Genomic DNA, 17606 nt, shown 5'->3' on the forward strand with positions numbered 1-17606 from the left:
TCAGCTCGGGGCGGCCGGTGGAGACCCGCGGGGTGCGCGAGACGACCTTGGCGGCGTTGCCGGTGAACGCCACGGTGACGTTCTCCACCGCGCCGCGAGCGGAGCACCCGGGTTCGCCCCGTGGGCGGTCTGCGGCTTGTGCGGGCCGCGGCCGGGGCGCCCGGTGTGCGGGTGGACGGCCGCAGCGAGGTCGCCCGGGCTGTCGCCCGTCACCGCGATGTCGCCCGCGCGGTCCGTTCGCAGCACCGTGGCGCCCAGCGCCCGCAACCGGTCCACCGTGCGCGGCGAGGGGTGACCGTACGGGTTGTCCGCACCGCAGGAGATCAGAGCCAGCCTCGGGCGCAACGCCTCCGTCAGCTCCCATCCCTGGTGGGCCGAACCATGGTGCGCCACCTTCAACACGTCCACCTTGCTCTCCGTCCCGGTCGTCCTCAGCCTGCTCAACAGCGCCTCCTGCGCCGGCGGCTCCAGATCACCCAGCAGCGCCATCCGCACGCCGCCCGCCAGCGTCACCAGCAGCGCGACACTCGCGTTGTTCGCACCCGACACCACGTCCGGCTCCTCTCCGTCCGGCCAGAGCACCTCCCACGACAGCCCGGCCCCCGCCGACCGGCGCTCACCGCGGCCCGCCCGCGTCAGCGGGACCCCGGCCTGCGCCGCCCAACCCGCCACCCGGGCGGCCTCACCCGGCGGATCGTTCACCGCCGTCCCCTGCACCGCCGCGACCCGCCGGCCGTGCAGCACGCCCGGCAGCCCCTCGACGTGATCGGCGTGGAAGTGCGTGGCCAGGAAGAGCGGCACCCGGGTGATCCCCAGGTCGCGCAGACAGCGGTCGGCCTCGCGCGGGTCCGGACCGGCGTCCACCACCACCGCGCTGTCGGGCGGGGAGCCGCCCTCCGGAGCCACCGGCAGCACCAGCATGTCCCCCTGCCCCACGTCGCACATGACCAGCCGCCAGCCCGGCGGCGGCCAGCCGGTCGCGATCCGGGCCAGCGACGGTGGCCGCAGCAGCACCGCGAGCAGGACCAGCAGCAGGACACCCACCGCCACCGGTCGGAGCCGGCCGCGTGCCCGACGTGGCCCCGCCCCGGCCCCGGCATGCCGGGGCAGCAGTGCGGGCACCGCGCAGCAGAGCGCCGCCGTCCCGACGGCCAGGCTCACCGTGCCGAACCAGCCGCCCGGCCAGGACAGCTGACCGCCCGGAAGCTCCGCCCCGTGCCGGGCGACCGAGGCCAGCCAGCCGGCCGGGACCGCGGCTGCCCCGGCGAGCAGCCCGGCCGCCGAGGACGAGAGCGGGTCGAGCACCAGGACCGCGAAGCCCAGCAGGGTCGCCGGGGCCACCGCCAGCTCGGCCAGCAGGTTGCAGGGGATCCCGATCAGGCTGACGTGCCCGGACAGCACCACCGTCACCGGCGCGCAGAGCGCCTGGGCCGCCGACGTCGCCCCGACGGCGCCCGCGAGGTGGTGCGGCCAGCCCCGTGCCCGCAGGGCGTCCGCCCAGCGCGGGCCGAGGACCAGCAGGCCGGTCGTGGCGAGCACCGACAGCAGGAAGCCGAAGGAGCGCGCCAGGTAAGGGTCGAGCAGGACCAGCAGCAGGGCCGTGCCCGCCAGCGCCGGCACCGCCTGGCGCGGACGGCCGGTGGCCAGCGCCAGCAGCCCGATCAGCCCCGTCCCCGCTGCCCTGAGCACGCTGGGCTCTGGGCGGCAGATCGTCACAAAGGCCAGTGTGACGACGGCACCGAGCAGTGCCGTGGTGCGCAGCGGGATCCCGAGCAGGGCGGCGAGTCCACGCCGTTCCGCGGTGCCGGCCCGGCCCGGGGCGCCGAGCAGCACCCCCAGCACGATCGCGAGATTGGCCCCGCTGACCGCGACCAGGTGGGCCAGGTCGGTGTCCCGGAAGGCCTCCCAGAGGTCGTCCGGCAGACGCGAGGTGTCGCCCACGACGAGGGCGGGCAGCAGCCCCCGCTCGTCCGGCGGCAGGCTGTCGGTGGCCTCGCGCAGCCCCGCCCGGAGCCGTCCGGCGATCCGCTGCGGCAGGCTCGGTGGCGCGAGCCACCGCGGTTCGCCGTGCGCGATCAGCAGCGCCGCCGACTCGCCCGCGCGCTCGCCCGCTGGACGGACCGTCACCTCGGCGGCGAGCCTGGTCGACGGCAGCAGCCGCTCCCACGCTCCGGTGTCCGCACCACGGACCAGGACGGTGACCGGCGTGCGGGTGCGGACGGTGCGCGGGCCCGGCGCGCCCGGAAGGACGCCGTCGGGGACGGTGACACGGTCCACGACGGCGTCCACGGTGAGCAGTTCCTGCCCGGCACCGGAGCCGCCGCTGCGGGAGACGCGCACGCGCGGATCCCCGGTGAGGGTGAGGTCGACGCCGACCTCCGGTGCGGCGGTGGCGGCGCCGGCCAGTTCGGGCAGCGGCCCGCGGTGCAGGTCGGCGGTGTGCAGGAGCGTGGCGGTCGTGGCGGCGGCCGCTGTGAGCAGCACGGCGGCCAGGGCCACGGTGGCGGACCGGCGGCGGGCCGGGCCGGCATCGACGCCCGGCCGGAGCGCGAAGAGGACCAGTCCGAGGACCGCGGCCGTGCCCGCCGCCACCGCGAGGGCGGCGGTGTGCCCGGGGCCCAGGCCGAGGACCGCGGCCGTCACCGCCCAGGCGGCGACGGCGGGCAGCAGCAGGCGGAGGTCGATCGGACGGGACGCGGTGGGGGCGGCGGGAACGGCGGGAACCGGGGCGGCGATGACGGAACCTCCTTTCGGGCGGGAGGCGGGCAGGGGCGAAGGAAGGACATGGGAGGAGGGGGAAGGGGTGATGGGCGGGTCGGTGGGCGAACCGTCAGAGAGTGAGCAAGGGCCGGAGTTCCGCGTAGGTGCGCTCGCCGATCCCGCTCACCTGCCGGAGCTGTTCGAGCGAGCGGAACGCGCCGCCGTGGGAGGAACGGAAGGCGAGGATGCGCTGGGCGAGGGTCGGACCGACGCCGGGCAGGGTGTCGAGCTGTTCGAGCGTGGCGCGGTTGAGGCTGACCGGCTGTTTGGACGCGGCGGCGGGTGGCGGCCCCGTGCCAGCCCCGGCGGCCGGCGGGGGGCTCGGCTCGCCGACGAGGATCTGCTCGCCGTCCGCGAGGACGCGGGCCAGGTTGAGGTTCCCGGTGTCCGTCCCGGGCAGCGGTCCGCCGGCCGCCCGCAGGGCGTCCGTGACCCGGGAGCCGCCGGGCAGGGTGTGCACACCCGGGGAGCCGACCCGGCCACCGATGTCGACCACCACGACGGCGCCCGGCGCCGCGCCCGCGAGGCCGTCCCCCGCCGCGCCGCCTGCCGTGTCCTCGGGCGGCCCCGGCCCGGGCCCGGCGGCCGACGCCACCGAGGCGACGGCGACGGCCGGAACCTCGACGGGTTGGGGCCGCGCCAGCCAGAAGTGCTGGACGCCGTAGCCGACGGTCAGCAGGAGCAGGACGAGCAGGCCGACCACCGCCCGCCGGTCGAGCGTCAGCGCATGGCCCGTCCACGGCTGCGTGACCTGGCCGGGCGCGGCGTGCCCGGACTCGGGGCGGTCGGCACGCTCGGGCACAGGCCCGCCGCGCGACGGTTCGCCGACGCCAGCGCCGACGCCAGCGCCGACGCCGACGCCGGCAGGCGCCGCGTACACCGAGGGTTCGGTGTCCGGCGGCTCACCCGCCGCGGGCAGCAGGGCCGCCATCCGCAGACTCGCGGTCTCGTTGATCCGCTGGATCTCGCGGCGCTTGCGGGCGCCGATGCGCATGCTCGTCATGCGGAGCACGGTAGGAACCGCCCGAGCGGTGCGCGGAGATTACCGAACGCCTGTGGAAAACCCCGGGGTTGTGGAGGAAGAAGGTCACCCCCAAGGGGGAGGAAGGGTACCGGGCGTTGACGTTCCGGTGACCCGACGGACCTCCCGAAAGCCCGTCACCCCGTCAGCCCGTCACCGTCACCGTCACCGTCACCGGGGCGAGACCACCACCGCCAGCAGCCCCGGCCCGACGTGTGCGCCGATCACCGCCCCCACCTCGCCCACGTACAGGTCGCGCAGCCCCGGCAGGCGCCCCCGCAGGCGTTCGGCGAGCGGCTCGGCCCGGTCCTCCGCCGCCAGGTGGTGGACGGCGACGTCGACCTCCCGCTCCCCCGCCCGCTCGACCGCGATCTCCTCCAGCCGGGCGATCGCCCGGGACGCCGTGCGCACCTTTTCGAGGGGCTCGATCCGCCCCCCGTCCAGGTGCAGCAGCGGCTTGACCGCGAGCGCCGAACCGAGTAGCGCCCGCGCGGCGCCGATCCGCCCGCCCCGGCGCAGGTACTCCAGGGTGTCCACGTAGAAGAAACCGCTGGTCGCGGCGGTCCGCCGCTCGGCGGCCGCGGCCGCCTCGTCGAGTCCCCGCCCGGCCGCGATCGCCTCGGCCGCGGCCAGCACCCCGTACCCGAGGGCCATGCCGACCAGCCGGCTGTCCACGACCCGCACCGGGACGGGCGCCTCGGCGGCCGCCAGCCGGGCGGCCTCCGCCGTTCCGGACAGCTCGCCGGAGATGTGCACCGAGACGACGCCCCGCGCGCCGCCCTCGGCGGCCGCCCGGTAGGCGGCGGCGAAGGACTCGGGGCTGGGCCGGGAGGTGGTGACCCGGTGCTTGCCGCGCAGGGCTTCGGCGACGTCCTTCGGGGAGATCTCGACGCCCTCGGCGCGCACCTCGTCGCCGACCACGACGCTCAGCGGGACCACGGTGATGCCGTGCCGGTCGACGGCGTGCTGGGGCAGGTAGGCCGTGGAGTCGGTGACGAGTGCGAGGTCGGCGGGCATGAGGCGGAGGTTACTCCCCGCCCGGGCCGGACGGCACCATCCGGGTCTCCGCTCAGCCGGCCGAGGGCCCGGCCGACGGCTTGCGCAGCCGCTGCGCCAGCTTGGCCACCGGATCGGCGAGCCCGAGCAGTTCCTCGGCGCTGGGCCGCCCGCGGCCGTCGGTGAGCCCCGGCCGGGCCCCGCCACCCGTCCCGCCACCCGTCCCGGCGCCCGCACCGCCGGTCTCGCGCGCCGCGCCGGAAGCACCCGCGCCACCCGCCGTCCCCGGGGCACCCGAACCGCCCGCCGCCCCCGGGGCGGTGTCCCAGTGCCGCAGTGCCCCCGCCTCGTCCTCGCACTCCTGGCTCAGCCGGCTCAGCTCGTCCGCCGCGAACCGGTGCATCCGGTCCTGCGCGGCCCAGCGCATGGCCTCCGCCGAATGCGTGATCCGCTCCGCCCGCTCGCGCAGCTCCGGCAGCTTCGCCGCGACGCGCCCGGCGTCCGGCTCGCGCTCCAGCGTCCGCAGCTCGCCGTCCAGCTCCGCCGCGTGGGCCTCCAGGCGGGTCAGCAGCGCGAGCGACTCGCCGAGCTGGCCGTCCTGGGCGACCCCGCCCTCCAGGACCTGCCGGGTGCCGTCCAGCGAGGTCCGCAGGCGCAGCCGGACGGCGGAGATCTGGCCCTGCGGGCCGGTCTGGGTGTAGGTCTTGGCCTTGAGGGTGACGTTCTCGACCGCCCGGCGGGCCTTGGCCTCCTGGCGTTCCATCTTCTCGCCGACGGCCCGGGCGGCCTTCACCAGGCCGACGACGACGAGCACCGCCACGCCGAGCCCGAACAGCAGGGCGAGTACGAGCAACACCCCGAGGATCTCCATCACGCGCCACCTTCCGCCAGCCGAACCGGCCCCCACCGGGCCCAACGCGGGCCGGCCCACCGAGGGTTCCACCGTAGCTCCTTACCCGCCCGGCGGGCCGCCGACCGGGGGTGCCGGGGCCCGACTTCAGGGGCAGGTTCAGGGACGCCTCGGGGTGAACCCCGAGAGGCGCGCAGCCTCGGGAAACGCCCCGGCGCCACGCGGCGGGCGCCCTCGGACGCCTCCCCGAACGCGCCCCAGAACCCCACGGGGCGCGCCCCAGAACGCCGCGGGGCGGGCGCCCCCGAAGGAACGCCCGCCCCGCCCGGCGACCCACCGGGCCGCCGCCGGCCTCAGCCGGTGACGATGTTGACCAGCTTCGGCGCCCGCGCGATCACCTTGCGCACCTCGGCCCCGCCGATCGCCGCCACGACCGCCGGGTCGGCCAGCGCCAGCGCCTCCAGCTCGGCGTCCGAGATCGACGGCGCGACCTCCAGCCGGGCCTTGACCTTGCCCTTGACCTGCACCACGCAGGTCACCGCCTCGTCGACGACGTACGCCGGGTCGGCCACCGGGTAGCCGGCGTACGCCAGCGAGTCGCCGTGGCCCAGCCGCCGCCACAGCTCCTCCGCGATGTGCGGGGCCAGCGGGGCGACCAGCAGCACCACCTGCTCGGCCACCGACCGCGGCGTGGAGCCGCGCTTGACCAGGTAGTTGTTCAGCTCGATCGCCTTGGCGACGGCGGTGTTGAAGCGCAGCCCGGCCATGTCGCCGCGGACGCCGTCGACGGCCTTGTGCAGGGCACGCAGCGTCGCCTCGTCCGGCTCCTCGTCCGTCACGACCAGCTCGCCGGTCGCCTCGTCGACGATGTTGCGCCACAGCCGCTGCAGGAAGCGGTAGGAGCCGACGACGGCGCGGGTGTCCCACGGGCGGGAGACGTCCAGCGGGCCCATCGACATCTCGTACAGGCGCAGCGTGTCGGCGCCGTACTCGTCGGCGATCTCGTCGGGGGCGACGGCGTTCTTCAGGGACTTGCCCATCTTGCCGGCCTCGCGCTTGACCGGCTCGCCCTGCCAGAAGTACTGGCCGTCGCGCTCCTCGACCTCGGCGGCGGGCACCGGGAAGCCGCGCTCGTCGCGGTAGACGTCGGCGGTGATCATGCCCTGGTTGAACAGCTTGTGGAACGGCTCGACGGAGGAGACGTGGCCCAGGTCGTGCAGCACCTTGTGCCAGAAGCGGGCGTACAGCAGGTGCAGCACGGCGTGCTCGGCGCCGCCGACGTACAGGTCCGCGCCGCCGCCGGGCTTCTGCTCGGTGGGGCCCAGCCAGTACCGCTCGTTGGCCGGGTCGACGACCCGCTCGCGGTCGGACGGGTCGATGTAGCGCAGCTCGTACCAGCAGGAGCCGGCCCAGTTGGGCATGGTGTTGGTCTCGCGGCGGTACGTCTTCGGCCCGTCGCCCAGGTCCAGCTCGACGTGGACCCAGGCCTCGTTGCGGGACAGCGGGGTCTTCGGCGTGGAGGTGGAGTCGTACGGGTCGTAGGTGTGCGGCGAGTAGTCGTCGACCTGCGGGACCTCGACGGGCAGCATCGACTCGGGCAGCGCGTGCATCACGCCGTCCTCGTCGTAGACGATCGGGAAGGGCTCGCCCCAGTACCGCTGGCGGCTGAACAGCCAGTCGCGCAGGCGGTAGTTGACGGTGCCTTCGCCGATGCCGCGCGCGGTCAGCCAGGCGGTGACGGCGGCCTTGGCGTCGACGACGCTCAGGCCGTTCAGCGCGATGCCGTCCTCGGTGCCCTCGTCGTGGGCCGAGTTGACGATGACGGAGTCGTAGGTGTCGAACGCGTCGTCCCAGGCGGCCGGGTCCTCGCCGCGCCCGTCGGTGGGCTCGACGACGCAGCGCATCGGCAGGTCGAAGGCGCGCGCGAAGGCGAAGTCGCGGTGGTCGTGGGCGGGGACGGCCATGATGGCGCCGGTTCCGTAGCCCATCAGCACGTAGTCGGCGATGAAGACCGGGACGGGCTCGCCGCTGACCGGGTTGACCGCGTAGGCGCCGGTGAAGACGCCGGTCTTGACCTTGGCCTCGACCTGCCGCTCGACGTCGGACTTGGCGGCCGCGGCGGCGCGGTAGGCGGTGACGGCCTCGGCGGGGGTGGCGGCGCCGCCGGTCCACGCCTCACGGGTGCCCTCGGGCCAGGCGGCGGGCACGATCGTGTCGACCAGGTCGTGCTCGGGGGCCAGCACCATGTAGGTGGCGCCGAACAGGGTGTCGGGGCGGGTGGTGAAGACGGTGATCTTCCGGTCGTCGGCGCCGACGGCGAAGTCGACGCGGGCGCCCTCGGAGCGGCCGATCCAGTTGCGCTGCTGCAGCTTGATGGCCTCGGGCCAGTCCAGCAGGTCCAGGTCGGAGATCAGCCGGTCGGAGTAGGCGGTGATCCGCATCATCCACTGGCGCAGGTTGGACTTGAAGACGGGGAAGTTGCCGCGCTCGGAGCGGCCGTCGGCGGTGACCTCCTCGTTGGACAGCACGGTGCCCAGACCGGGGCACCAGTTGACCGGCACCTCCTTGGCGTAGGCCAGCCGGTACTCGCCCAGCACCTCCTCGCGCTCGGCGCCGTTCAGCGCGGACCAGGCGCGGCCGCCGGGGACCTCACGGGTGCCGTTCTCGAACTCGGCGACCAGCTCGGCGATCGGGCGGGCCTTGGCGGCCTGCTCGTCGTACCAGGAGTTGAAGATCTGCAGGAAGATCCACTGCGTCCAGCGGTAGTACTCGGGGTCGATCGTGGCGATCGAGCGGCGCGGGTCGTGGCCCAGGCCCAGTCGGCGCAGCTGCTGGCGCATGTTGGCGATGTTGGCCTCGGTGGAGACCCGCGGGTGGGTGCCGGTCTGCACGGCGTACTGCTCGGCGGGCAGGCCGAAGGAGTCGTAGCCCAGGGTGTGCAGGACGTTGTAACCGTTCATCCGCTGGTAGCGGGCGAAGACGTCGGTGGCGATGTAGCCCAGCGGGTGGCCGACGTGCAGGCCGGCGCCCGACGGGTACGGGAACATGTCCATGATGAAGCTGTGCGGCTTCGCGGCGACGTCCGCGGCGGCCGGGTCGGCCAGGTCGCCGGCCGGGTTGGGGGCGTGGAACGTCCCCTCCTTCTCCCAGATGTCCTGCCAGCGGGACTCGATCTCCGCCGCCAGGGCAGCGCTGTACCGGAACGGCGCGGTCGCGGTGTCGGCCGCACCGGACGCAGGGGTCGTCTCGCTCATGGTCCTTCAAGCTCCATCGATGTCAGTTGGCGAACCGGCGTTCCGGGCCGGCGACGGGACGGGTGCCCGGGCGGGCCCGGACGGCGGCCGGGCGGCGGGCCCGGGCGGAAAACAAAAAAGCCCCTCGCAGGAGGGGGTGCCACGCCGACTCCGGCTTCCGCCCTCGGGCGTGGCCGGTCCTGGTCAGCGCGGCCGACTAAGGAGCAGGCGCGCGGTTCGCATGGGCTCAGGGTACCGCAAGGGGGTCAGCCGCCTCCCGGGGATACCGCCGACGCGCCCTCCGGCAGACCCGCCGACGCGCCCTCCGCCATGCCCGCCGCCCCGGCCCCGGCCCCGGCGCCCGCCCCGCCCTCCGCCGAACGGAACGCCGCGTCGATCCCGCGCAGCGCCCGCGCCACCCGCTCCGACTGCATCCCCGCGGCCAGCGCCCGCGCCCGGTCGGCGGTGCGCGCCGCCTCGGCGGGGTCCCCCGCGAGGCGCTGCGAGTCGGCCAGCCGGACCATCAGCAGCACCCGCGCCCGGGCCCGGCCCGGCCCCAGGCCCGCCACCGCCTCGGCCAGCAGCGCCTGCGCCCGCCCGTGCTCGCCCAGGAACAGGTGGCCCTCCCCCACCATGCCCGCGAGGTCCGCCCGCTCCTGCGCCAGGGCGCCGCTCCCGCCGGCGCCCGCGTCCAGCTCCGCGAACGCCCGCCCCGCCGTCTCGGCGAGCGCGGCCGCGTCGCCCCGCCGCCCGTGGGCGCGGGCGATCCGCCCGAGCTGCAGGGCCCGCCCGGCCGGCCCGAGCTCCTCCCCCACCGCCGCCACCGCCTGCGCGAGCACCGTGACCGCGTCCAGCCCGCGCCCGCCCGCGCTCCAGGTGGCCAGCACCACCAGGCCGCCGAGCACCGCCACCCCGTCCCGGCGCTCGCCGCTCAGGTGCGCGGCGCGCAGCGCGGCCGCGAAGGCCCGCTGCGCGGTGGCGTCGTGGCCGAGGTCGAACGCGGCCTGGGCCGCGAGCCGGGCGAGGCGGCCCGCCGCGCCGTACAGCGCCCGGCCGAGCGGTTCGTCGTACCCGCCGAGTTCCAGCAGCTTGGCGACCATGGCCAGTTCGGCGCGGGCGGGGCCGAGGACGAGCCCGCCGCCGCAGGATCGTTCCAGCCGCTGCTTGCTGCGGTGCGCGGCGGCGAGTTCGCCGATCACCGCGGGGTCGACGCGCAGCGCGCCGTCGCCGCCGAGGGCGGGTGGCGGGGTGGCCAGCCGGCGGGCGGCCTCGGCGAGGTCGGCGCCGCGGAAGAGGTCGGTGAGGCGCACCGGGCCGGCGTCGGCGGCGGTCTCGCGCAGCGCGGTCTGCGCGGTGTCGGCCGTCCACGGGTCGGTCAGCAGGCGCGGGGAGAGGATCTTGGCGCCGCGGTGGCCGCCCATCGGGCCCCAGAGCTGTTCGTAGGTGACGGCGATGCCGAGGGTGCGGCTGAGCACCTCGCAGACGGCTTGGTCGTGCGGGCTGCGCGGGACCATGCCGCGGTCGCGCCACTTGTAGGGGGCGGTGGAGCTGATCGCCATCCGGGCCGGGACGGTGAGGTTGACCTCGCGGGCGAGCCGCTCCGGGCTCCAGCCGAGCTGGTGGAGTATCCGGGCGAGTTCCTCGTTGCGTCTGCGCTCCAGATCGGCCATGGATCCGACGGTAGCGGTCCGCCGGGGGCGGCCGCCGGGAGGTCCGGGGAAAACCCGGGAACGCCGAAGGCCGCCTCCCGTTCGGGAGGCGGCCTTCGTTTCCTGTGGAGCTACGGGGAATTGAACCCCGGACCTCTTGCATGCCATGCAAGCGCTCTACCAACTGAGCTACAGCCCCTTGACCTGCGATGTCACCGGGGATTTCGTTCCGTTTCCCTCGGCGACATCGCCTACTTTACACGGTCCGGGGGGTGCTCCACGAATCCGTTTCCCGGGCGGTCGGCTACCCGTCCGCCGGCCGCCCCCGCGGGGCCGTCTCCCGGACCGCCTCCGGGGCCGGTGCGAGGGCCCGCGCGCCGGCCCTCGCCCGCCGCTGCCCGCGGCCGGCCGCCACCGCCCGGGCGGCGAAGCCCGCGGCGAGCGCGGCGGCCCCGCCGATGGCGGCCGTGGTGAGCAGCAGCGCGTGCCCGGAGCCGCGGGCGGAGGCCGGCAGGCCGGCCGCGCCGAGGTACACCGAGCCGAGCAGCGCGACGCCGACGACCTGGCCGAGCTGCACCCCGGTGGCCACGACCCCGCTGGCGTCCGCCGCGTCGGCGGGGGCGACCCGGGCGAGCGCCCGGGCGAAGAGCGGCGCGTAGGCGCAGCCGGCGAGCAGGCCGAGGACGGCGGAGAGCAGCAGCGGTACCGCGCCGAGCCCGGACCCGTCGCGCAGCAGCAGGCCGAGCAGCAGGTAGCCGACGGCGAGCAGGCCGGCGCACAGGGGCGGCAGGAGGCCGTGCAGGCGCCCGGGCAGCCGCTGCCAGTGCAGGCTGGCGACGCCGAAGCCGACGGCGATCGGGGCGGAGCAGAGGCCGGCGCGCAGCGCGCTGTGGCCGAGCCCGGACTGCTGGTGCAGGGCGAAGGAGAACATGAAGCCGGCGAAGGCCAGCAGGATCATGAACACCGCGCCGACGGCGGGCAGCAGCCCGGCGGCGCCGAGGACGCGCCCGCTGATCAGCGGCTCCCCGCCGCGCCGGGCGATCCGCCGTTCGACGACCGCGAACAGGCCGAAGAGCAGCGCGCTCGCGCCGAGCATCGCCCAGCCCCAGCCGGGCCGGCCGAGTTCGTGGCCGAGCACCAGCGGGACGACGAGCAGCCCGAGGGCGGCGGCGAGCACCAGCAGGCCGGGCAGGTCGAAACCGCGGTCGCGGTCCCCGGGCAGCCGCGGCAGCAGCCGGGCGCCGGCCGCCAGCAGCACGGCGCCGATCGGCACGTTGACCAGGAAGACCGGGCGCCAGCCGGAGCCGAACAGGTCGGCGTCGACGAGCACCCCGCCGAGCACCTGCCCGGCCGCGATGCCGCCGGCGAGGACGGCCGAGTACAGGCCCAGGGCGCGGACCCGGGCCTGGCCGGTGAAGGTGCGCTGGACCAGGCTCATCACCTGGGGGACCATCAGGGCCGCCCCGGCGCCCTGGAGCAGCCGGAAGGCGATCAGCCAGCCGGTGGCGGGAGCGAGCCCGCAGGCCAGCGAGGCGGCGGTGAAGGCGGCCAGGCCGCCCTGGTAGAGCCGGCTGTAGCCGTAGCGGGCGCCGAGCCGGGCGCCGGTGATGAGCAGGACGGCGTAGGCGATGGTGTAGCCGGCCACCACGAACTGGAGGGCGGCCCCGGAGGCGTGCAGGTCGGTGCGGATGGTGGGCACCGCGACGTTGACGATGGCGGTGTCCAGCACGGCCATGAACTGGCCGCTGAGGACGAGCGCGAGGAGCGCCCCGGGCCGGGCGGCGGACGCCGCCCCGGGCCGGGTGGCGGCCGGCGAGGCGGTCCCGGCCGGCCGGCGCCGGGTCTGGGTGTCGGTCATGCGTCGAGCGTCGCGGCGCCCTGGTACCAGTGGTTAGAGCCTGCGGATCCTGGTACCGGCAGCACCTGTTTCGCCCCGCCGGGCTGCGGCACCATGGCGGGTATGACCGTCGTGGACACCCCCGGCACCGTCGAGCCCGCCCCCCGGCCCCACGCCCGCCAGGCCCCCGCCGAGGGGCGCGACCGCCGCCGCACCGAGCTGGCCGAGTACCTGCGCGCCCGCCGCGCCCGGGTCTCCCCCGAGGACGTCGGCCTGCCGCCCGGCCTGCGCCGCCGTACGCCGGGCCTGCGCCGCGAGGAGGTGGCCCAGCTCGCCGGGGTCGGGGTCACCTGGTACACGTGGCTGGAACAGGGGCGCCGGATCAACGCGAGCGCGCAGGTGCTGACGGCGGTCGCCCGGGTGCTGCTGCTGGACGCCACCGAGCGCGAGCACCTGTTCCGGCTGGCCGGGGTGGCGGTGCGCCCGCCGGCCGGGCCGGATCCGGTGCTGGACCCGTCGACCCAGCTGATCCTGGACGCCCTGGCGCCGCTGCCGGCCGCCGTCTCGAACAGCCGGTACGACGTGCTGGCCTGGAACTCCCCCTACGCGGCGCTGTTCGCCACGAGCCGGACCCGGACCACCGACGGCCGGTTCAACAGCCTCTGGTGCACGGTGACCGGCCCGGACTGCTGCAATCCGTTCCTGAACCGGACCGAGCAGCTGCCGCAGATGGTCGCGGTGCTGCGCGGCGCCTACGGGCGGCACGTCGGCGAGCCGGCGTGGGAGGAGTACCTGCGGTCGCTGCTGGCGGCGAGCGCGGAGTTCCGGGAGCTGTGGGCCCGGCAGGAGGTGGCCTCGCGGCGGACGGCGCCGAAGGTGTTCCGGCACCCGCTGGTGGGCGTGATGCGGATGAACGCGGCCTACCTGACGATCCCCGGGGTGCCGGAGGCGTACGTCGCCGTCTACACCCCGGACGGGCCGCAGGACCGGGCGCGGATCGAGGAGCTGGCGGCGCTGCCGCCGGGCGGCTGGACCGCCCCGTGCGGCCACGCCCCCACCGGGTCCACCGGCTGAGGCCGCGCCCGGGACACCCTCCGGGAACGACCGAAGGCCGCCACCCACCGGGTGACGGCCTTCGCAGTCTGTGGAGCTACGGGGAATTGAACCCCGGACCTCTTGCATGCCATGCAAGCGCTCTACCAACTGAGCTACAGCCCCGCGACACACGCGGCCCTCACGGACCCCGGGTGCGGAGTGGAGCTACGGGGAATTGAACCCCGGACCTCTTGCATGCCATGCAAGCGCTCTACCAACTGAGCTACAGCCCCTCGCTCACCGGATCTCCCGCTTCCCTTCCGGGCCGCGTTCCCTCCGTGCGAACGAGGAAGACTCTAACCGCAAAGGCCCGGAACTGCGAAATCCGCCCTCCGGGGCCCTCGGCGCACCCCTGGCGGGAGCGGCTCAGGTGTCGTCGCCGATGACCGGCTGCGGCAGGGTGCCCGCGTTGTGCTCCAGCAGCCGCCAGCCCCGCGCGCCCCGGCCCAGGACGGACCAGCAGCAGTTCGACAGCCCGCCGAAGCACTCCCACAGCACCGGCTCCAGGCCGAGCATCCGCCCGAGCATGGTGCGGATGGTGCCGCCGTGGCTGACCACGACCAGCGTGCCGCCGTCGGGCAGCTTGCCGGCCGCGTCCAGCACCACCGGCACCGCGCGGTCGGCGACCTCGGTGGCGAGTTCGCCGCCGCCGCGCCGGACCGGCTCGCCCTGGGTCCAGGCCGCGAACTCCTCGGGGTAGCGCTCGCGGATCTCCGCGTTGGTCAGCCCCTGCCAGGAGCCCGCGTACGTCTCCCGCAGGCCCTCGTGGTGCTCGACGTCCAGGCCGGTGACCTTGGCCAGCTCCTCGGCGGTGCGCCGGGCCCGCTGGAGGTCCGAGGAGATCAGCAGGTCAGGGCGCAGGCCGGCGAGCAGCCGGGCGGCCCGCTGCGCCTGCAGCACGCCCTGCCCGGTCAGCTCGATGTCCGTGGTGCCCTGGAAGCGGGACTCGAGGTTCCAGGAGGTCTGGCCGTGCCGCCAGAAGACGATGCGCGGGCCCCGCGCGTCCCGGCTCAGCTGTAGTCCTCGGCGCCGAAGTCGTCCGCCGGGGCCTGCTCGGCCGGGGCGACGGCGTTGCCGGCCGCGTCGGTGTGGGCGTCGGGACGGTTGCGGGAGGCGAGGGCGTCCTGCGGCAGCGGCAGCTCGGGGCAGTCCTTCCAGAGGCGGTCCAGCGAGTAGAAGGAGCGCTCCTCGGAGTGCTGGACGTGCACGACGATGTCGAGGTAGTCGAGCAGGATCCAGCGGCCCTCGCGCTCGCCCTCCCGGCGCACCGGCTTGATGTCCAGCTTCTCGCGCAGCTGGTCCTCGATCTCCTCGGCGATCGAGCGGACCTGGCGGTCGTTGCTCGCGGAGGCGATCAGGAAGGCGTCGGTGATCGACAGCACCTCGCTGACGTCGAACGCGACGATGTTGTGGGCCAGCTTGTCGGCCGCGGCCTGGGCGGCGACGTTGATGAGTTCCTGGCTGTGCTCAGTGGCGGTCACGGTGTTCTTCCGGCTCGGCGGCTTGGGGGCGCCCCGTGCGCGGCGCGCCGGGGATCGCCTTCCAGGATCTCACGCCGCCCCGGCGGCCCCGGAACCGTTTTCCGGGGCCGCCGGGCGTACCGCGGCCGGGCCGTGGCCCGCCTACTGCGGCTTCGGCGGCGCGTAGTCCTTGCCGAGGACGACGACCAGGTCGGCGTTCTGCGCGTCGGTGACCTTCTTGACCGCCGTCTCCGGCAGGTTGAGGCTGGTCGCCAGCGACTTCGCGGCCGCCTGCCGGGCGTCGTCGGTGTAGCGGATCTCACTGGTGGCCTGCGGGGCGCTCTTGGCGCCGCCGGGGACGAAGGTGAGGCCCGCGTTGACCACCTGGACCTGGGCCGCGGCGGCCGCCAGGTCGTTGCCGGTGGCGTCCTGGAGGGAGACCCTGGCGGGCGCGTCGCCGCTGGTCGCGGCCTTGACGGTGCCGCCGAGCACCTCCTTGACCTGCTTGCCGGCGGTGGCCTCGTCCAGCGAGCCGTCCGGCTTGACGGTCAGCGCGGCGGTGCCGAACTGCCCGTCCTTGGAGAGCTTGGCCAGCTGCGCGAGGACCCCGGCGAGCGCGTCCTCGGGCAGCGAGGGGTCGAGCACCGCGTTCATCCGGTGCACGTCGTCCTTGGCGTCCTTGAACTCGACCGGCATGGTGCGCACCACGGCGTCCATCACCTGGCCGAACCGGGCGAGCTGGGCGTCGCGGTTCTCCCCGGGGGCCTGCAGGGTGGCGTAGGCGACGGCGGCCTTCCCGCCGAGCAGGGTGTTCTTGCCAGCGGCGGCGAGCACCTTGCCGTCCGGCTTGCCCCCCTCGTGGACCTCGGCGTTGGTGTCCACCCGGACGCCGCCGAGCTGGGCGACCAGCAGTTCCAGGTACGGGGTGTCGAGCCGCCAGGTACCGGCGACCGGGGCCCCGAGCACGGTGGTCAGGCCCTCGCGGGTGCCGGAGGCGCCGAGGGTGTCCATGGCCTGGCCGACCGTGGTGATCGGCGGGTCGCCGGGGCCGGGCAGCCGCAGCGCGTCCGGCAGCAGCAGGACGGTGCCCTTCTTGCCGGAGGCGTCGTTGACCAGCAGCGCGCTGGAGACCTTGCCCTCCAGGTCGCGCAGGTGGACGACGTTGACCTGGCGCGGTCCGGCGGCGGTGGCCGCGTCCTTCTTGCCGCCGGTGAACCAGAGGTAGCCGCCGGCGCCGGCCGCCGCGAGCGCGAGGACCACGCCGGCGCCGATCAGCCGGGTGCGCAGCTTGCGGCGGCGCTCGGCGCGCACCTCGCTGCGGGACTCGGCGAACTTGAGCCAGTCGATGACGTCCTCGGACTTCTCCGCCTCGTCGTCGACGAAGGTGAACTCGCCCGTGGTGTAGTCGTCCTCGGGGGCCGCGGCGCCGCTCCTGGCCCGGGCCGGGCGGGAGCCGCCGACCTGCTCGGACGGCGCTCCGGGCCGGGCGGGGGCCGCCGGCCCGTCGGCGGCCGGGCGCGGCACCCGGGGGCGCGGCGGCGTGGGCGCGGCGGGCTCCTCCGCCAGCTGCGGCTGCGGCGGGTCGGCGACCACCGGCATCGGCGCGGTCGCGTACGACGGCGGCTGCTGGTAGCCCTGCTGCCCCTGCTGGTACTGGTCCTGGTAGCCGTAGCCGCCCTGCTGCTGGTACCCCTGCGGCACCTGCTGCCCGTACGGGCCGGACTGCTCGTACGGGCCGGGCTGCGGCTCGTAGGAGGTCTGGTACCCCTGCTGCTGGTACTGGTCCTGGTAGCCGTACTGCCCCTGGCCGTACGGCGCGGGCTGCACCGGCTGCCCGTACTGGTCGTACTGCTCGTACTGCTCGTACCCGCCCGACTGCTCGTACTGGCCGGGCTGCTGCTGCTCGTAGCCGCCCTGCTGGTACGGCGGGTACTGCTGGTACTGCCCGGTGGACCAGTCGTCCGGCTGTCCGGGCTGCTGCTCCTGGGATCCCCTGCGCTCGCTCATCCGTCGGTCGGCCCCTCCGGGATCAGGTCCGGTGCGGCGCGTAGAGCGCCCGCTTGTCGATGTAGCGGACCACGCCGTCCGGGACGAGGTACCAGACCGGCTCGCCCTTGGCGACCCGGTTGCGGCAGTCCGTGGAGGAGATGGCCAGCGCCGGGACCTCCACCAGGGAGACCCCGCCCACCGGAAGCCCGGCGTCCGACAGAGTGTGCCCCGGCCGGGTGCACCCGATGAAATGGGCGAGCGAGAAGAGCTCGTCGGAGTCCCGCCAGGACAGGATCTGGGCGAGCGCGTCGGCGCCGGTGATGAAGAAGAGGTCCGCGTCCGGGTGCAGCGCGTGCAGGTCGCGCAGGGTGTCGACGGTGTACGTCGGGCCCTCGCGGTCGATGTCGATGCGGCTGACCGAGAACTGCGGGTTCTCCGCGGTGGCGATGACCGTCATCAGGTAGCGGTCCTCGGCCGGGCTGACCTGGCGGTCGCTCTTCTGCCACGGCTGTCCGGTCGGGACGAAGATCACTTCGTCCAGGTGGAACGCGCTGGCGACCTCACTGGCGGCGACCAGGTGCCCGTGGTGGATCGGGTCGAAGGTGCCACCCATCACGCCCAGACGGCGCTTCGGCACCGGTACGCCGGGATTCCCGGTCTGCTCTCCCATGGCGCCACACCTTACGCGACGCCCGTTGCCGTGCGGGAACGGCCGG

The 17606-nt window shown here is 75.4% G+C and carries 12 protein-coding genes and 3 tRNA genes; 1 reads left to right on the plus strand and 14 read right to left on the minus strand.

Annotation, left to right across the window (positions count from 1 at the left end; genetic code table 11):
* The 8 genes from ABT238_RS30690 to ABT238_RS30725 all read right to left on the minus strand — a co-directional run bounded on the left by ABT238_RS30690 (position 1) and on the right by ABT238_RS30725 (position 12367).
* On the minus strand, positions 1-2643 hold the full coding sequence (locus ABT238_RS30690) for a ComEC/Rec2 family competence protein (RefSeq protein WP_350801857.1): 2643 nt from the start codon (positions 2641-2643) through the stop codon (positions 1-3).
* A gap of 187 nt (positions 2644-2830) precedes the next feature.
* Positions 2831-3763 carry a ComEA family DNA-binding protein gene (locus tag ABT238_RS30695; RefSeq protein WP_350801862.1) on the minus strand — a complete coding sequence of 311 codons (933 nt, stop codon included), beginning with the start codon at positions 3761-3763 and terminating at the stop codon, positions 2831-2833.
* Between the two features lie 189 nt (positions 3764-3952).
* On the minus strand, positions 3953-4798 hold the full coding sequence (locus tag ABT238_RS30700; RefSeq protein WP_350569240.1) for a DegV family protein: 846 nt from the start codon (positions 4796-4798) through the stop codon (positions 3953-3955).
* Between the two features lie 52 nt (positions 4799-4850).
* A complete protein-coding gene (locus ABT238_RS30705; protein ID WP_350569242.1) occupies positions 4851-5648 on the minus strand; it encodes a hypothetical protein in 798 nt (265 codons plus the stop codon).
* Between the two features lie 332 nt (positions 5649-5980).
* On the minus strand, positions 5981-8881 hold the full coding sequence (leuS, locus tag ABT238_RS30710; protein ID WP_350801866.1) for a leucine--tRNA ligase: 2901 nt from the start codon (positions 8879-8881) through the stop codon (positions 5981-5983).
* 245 nt (positions 8882-9126) lie between these two features.
* Positions 9127-10530: an NsdA family TPR-like regulatory protein gene (locus tag ABT238_RS30715; RefSeq protein ID WP_350569246.1), complete on the minus strand. Its 1404-nt coding sequence runs from the start codon at positions 10528-10530 to the stop codon at positions 9127-9129.
* A 105-nt stretch (positions 10531-10635) separates the two neighbouring features.
* Positions 10636-10708: transfer RNA gene (locus tag ABT238_RS30720), tRNA-Ala, on the minus strand.
* Positions 10709-10813: 105 nt separating this feature from the next.
* Entirely contained in the window at positions 10814-12367 is a 1554-nt protein-coding gene (locus ABT238_RS30725; RefSeq protein WP_350801871.1) for an MFS transporter, read from the minus strand.
* 102 nt (positions 12368-12469) lie between these two features.
* On the opposite strand from ABT238_RS30725, the gene ABT238_RS30730 reads away from it, so the two are divergent.
* Positions 12470-13420, plus strand: coding sequence for a helix-turn-helix transcriptional regulator (locus tag ABT238_RS30730; RefSeq protein WP_350801876.1), 951 nt, complete (start codon positions 12470-12472; stop codon positions 13418-13420).
* Between the two features lie 71 nt (positions 13421-13491).
* Here the strand turns inward: ABT238_RS30730 and ABT238_RS30735 are convergent.
* From ABT238_RS30735 to nadD, 6 genes are all read right to left on the minus strand, one after another.
* A tRNA-Ala gene (locus ABT238_RS30735) sits at positions 13492-13564 on the minus strand.
* Between the two features lie 37 nt (positions 13565-13601).
* Positions 13602-13674: transfer RNA gene (locus ABT238_RS30740), tRNA-Ala, on the minus strand.
* Between the two features lie 133 nt (positions 13675-13807).
* Entirely contained in the window at positions 13808-14455 is a 648-nt protein-coding gene (locus ABT238_RS30745; protein WP_350801981.1) for a histidine phosphatase family protein, read from the minus strand.
* The gene (gene rsfS, locus ABT238_RS30750) at positions 14452-14922 is read right to left on the minus strand and encodes a ribosome silencing factor (RefSeq protein ID WP_350569252.1); all 471 of its coding nucleotides are present in this window, start codon (positions 14920-14922) and stop codon (positions 14452-14454) included. The genes ABT238_RS30745 and rsfS overlap by 4 nt, the downstream gene beginning before the upstream one ends.
* Positions 14923-15063: 141 nt before the next feature.
* On the minus strand, positions 15064-16908 hold the full coding sequence (locus ABT238_RS30755) for a LytR C-terminal domain-containing protein (RefSeq protein WP_350801883.1): 1845 nt from the start codon (positions 16906-16908) through the stop codon (positions 15064-15066).
* Between the two features lie 22 nt (positions 16909-16930).
* The gene (gene nadD / locus ABT238_RS30760; RefSeq protein WP_350569255.1) at positions 16931-17560 is read right to left on the minus strand and encodes a nicotinate-nucleotide adenylyltransferase; all 630 of its coding nucleotides are present in this window, start codon (positions 17558-17560) and stop codon (positions 16931-16933) included.
* Positions 17561-17606 lie beyond the last annotated feature (46 nt).

The organism is Kitasatospora sp. NPDC001527, from assembly GCF_040298605.1.
Taxonomy (GTDB): Bacteria; Actinomycetota; Actinomycetes; order Streptomycetales; family Streptomycetaceae; genus Kitasatospora.

What these genes read in the sequence shown, in the direction of transcription:
- ABT238_RS30695 (WP_350801862.1), bottom strand. Translation starts at nt 3,763, where the DNA reads ATGACGAGCATGCGCATCGGCGCCCGCAAGCGCCGCGAGATCCAGCGG.
- ABT238_RS30700 (WP_350569240.1), bottom strand. Translation starts at nt 4,798, where the DNA reads ATGCCCGCCGACCTCGCACTCGTCACCGACTCCACGGCCTACCTGCCC.
- ABT238_RS30705 (WP_350569242.1), bottom strand. Translation starts at nt 5,648, where the DNA reads ATGGAGATCCTCGGGGTGTTGCTCGTACTCGCCCTGCTGTTCGGGCTC.
- leuS (WP_350801866.1), bottom strand. Translation starts at nt 8,881, where the DNA reads ATGAGCGAGACGACCCCTGCGTCCGGTGCGGCCGACACCGCGACCGCG.
- ABT238_RS30715 (WP_350569246.1), bottom strand. Translation starts at nt 10,530, where the DNA reads ATGGCCGATCTGGAGCGCAGACGCAACGAGGAACTCGCCCGGATACTC.
- ABT238_RS30725 (WP_350801871.1), bottom strand. Translation starts at nt 12,367, where the DNA reads ATGACCGACACCCAGACCCGGCGCCGGCCGGCCGGGACCGCCTCGCCG.
- ABT238_RS30730 (WP_350801876.1), top strand. Translation starts at nt 12,470, where the DNA reads ATGACCGTCGTGGACACCCCCGGCACCGTCGAGCCCGCCCCCCGGCCC.
- ABT238_RS30755 (WP_350801883.1), bottom strand. Translation starts at nt 16,908, where the DNA reads ATGAGCGAGCGCAGGGGATCCCAGGAGCAGCAGCCCGGACAGCCGGAC.
- nadD (WP_350569255.1), bottom strand. Translation starts at nt 17,560, where the DNA reads ATGGGAGAGCAGACCGGGAATCCCGGCGTACCGGTGCCGAAGCGCCGT.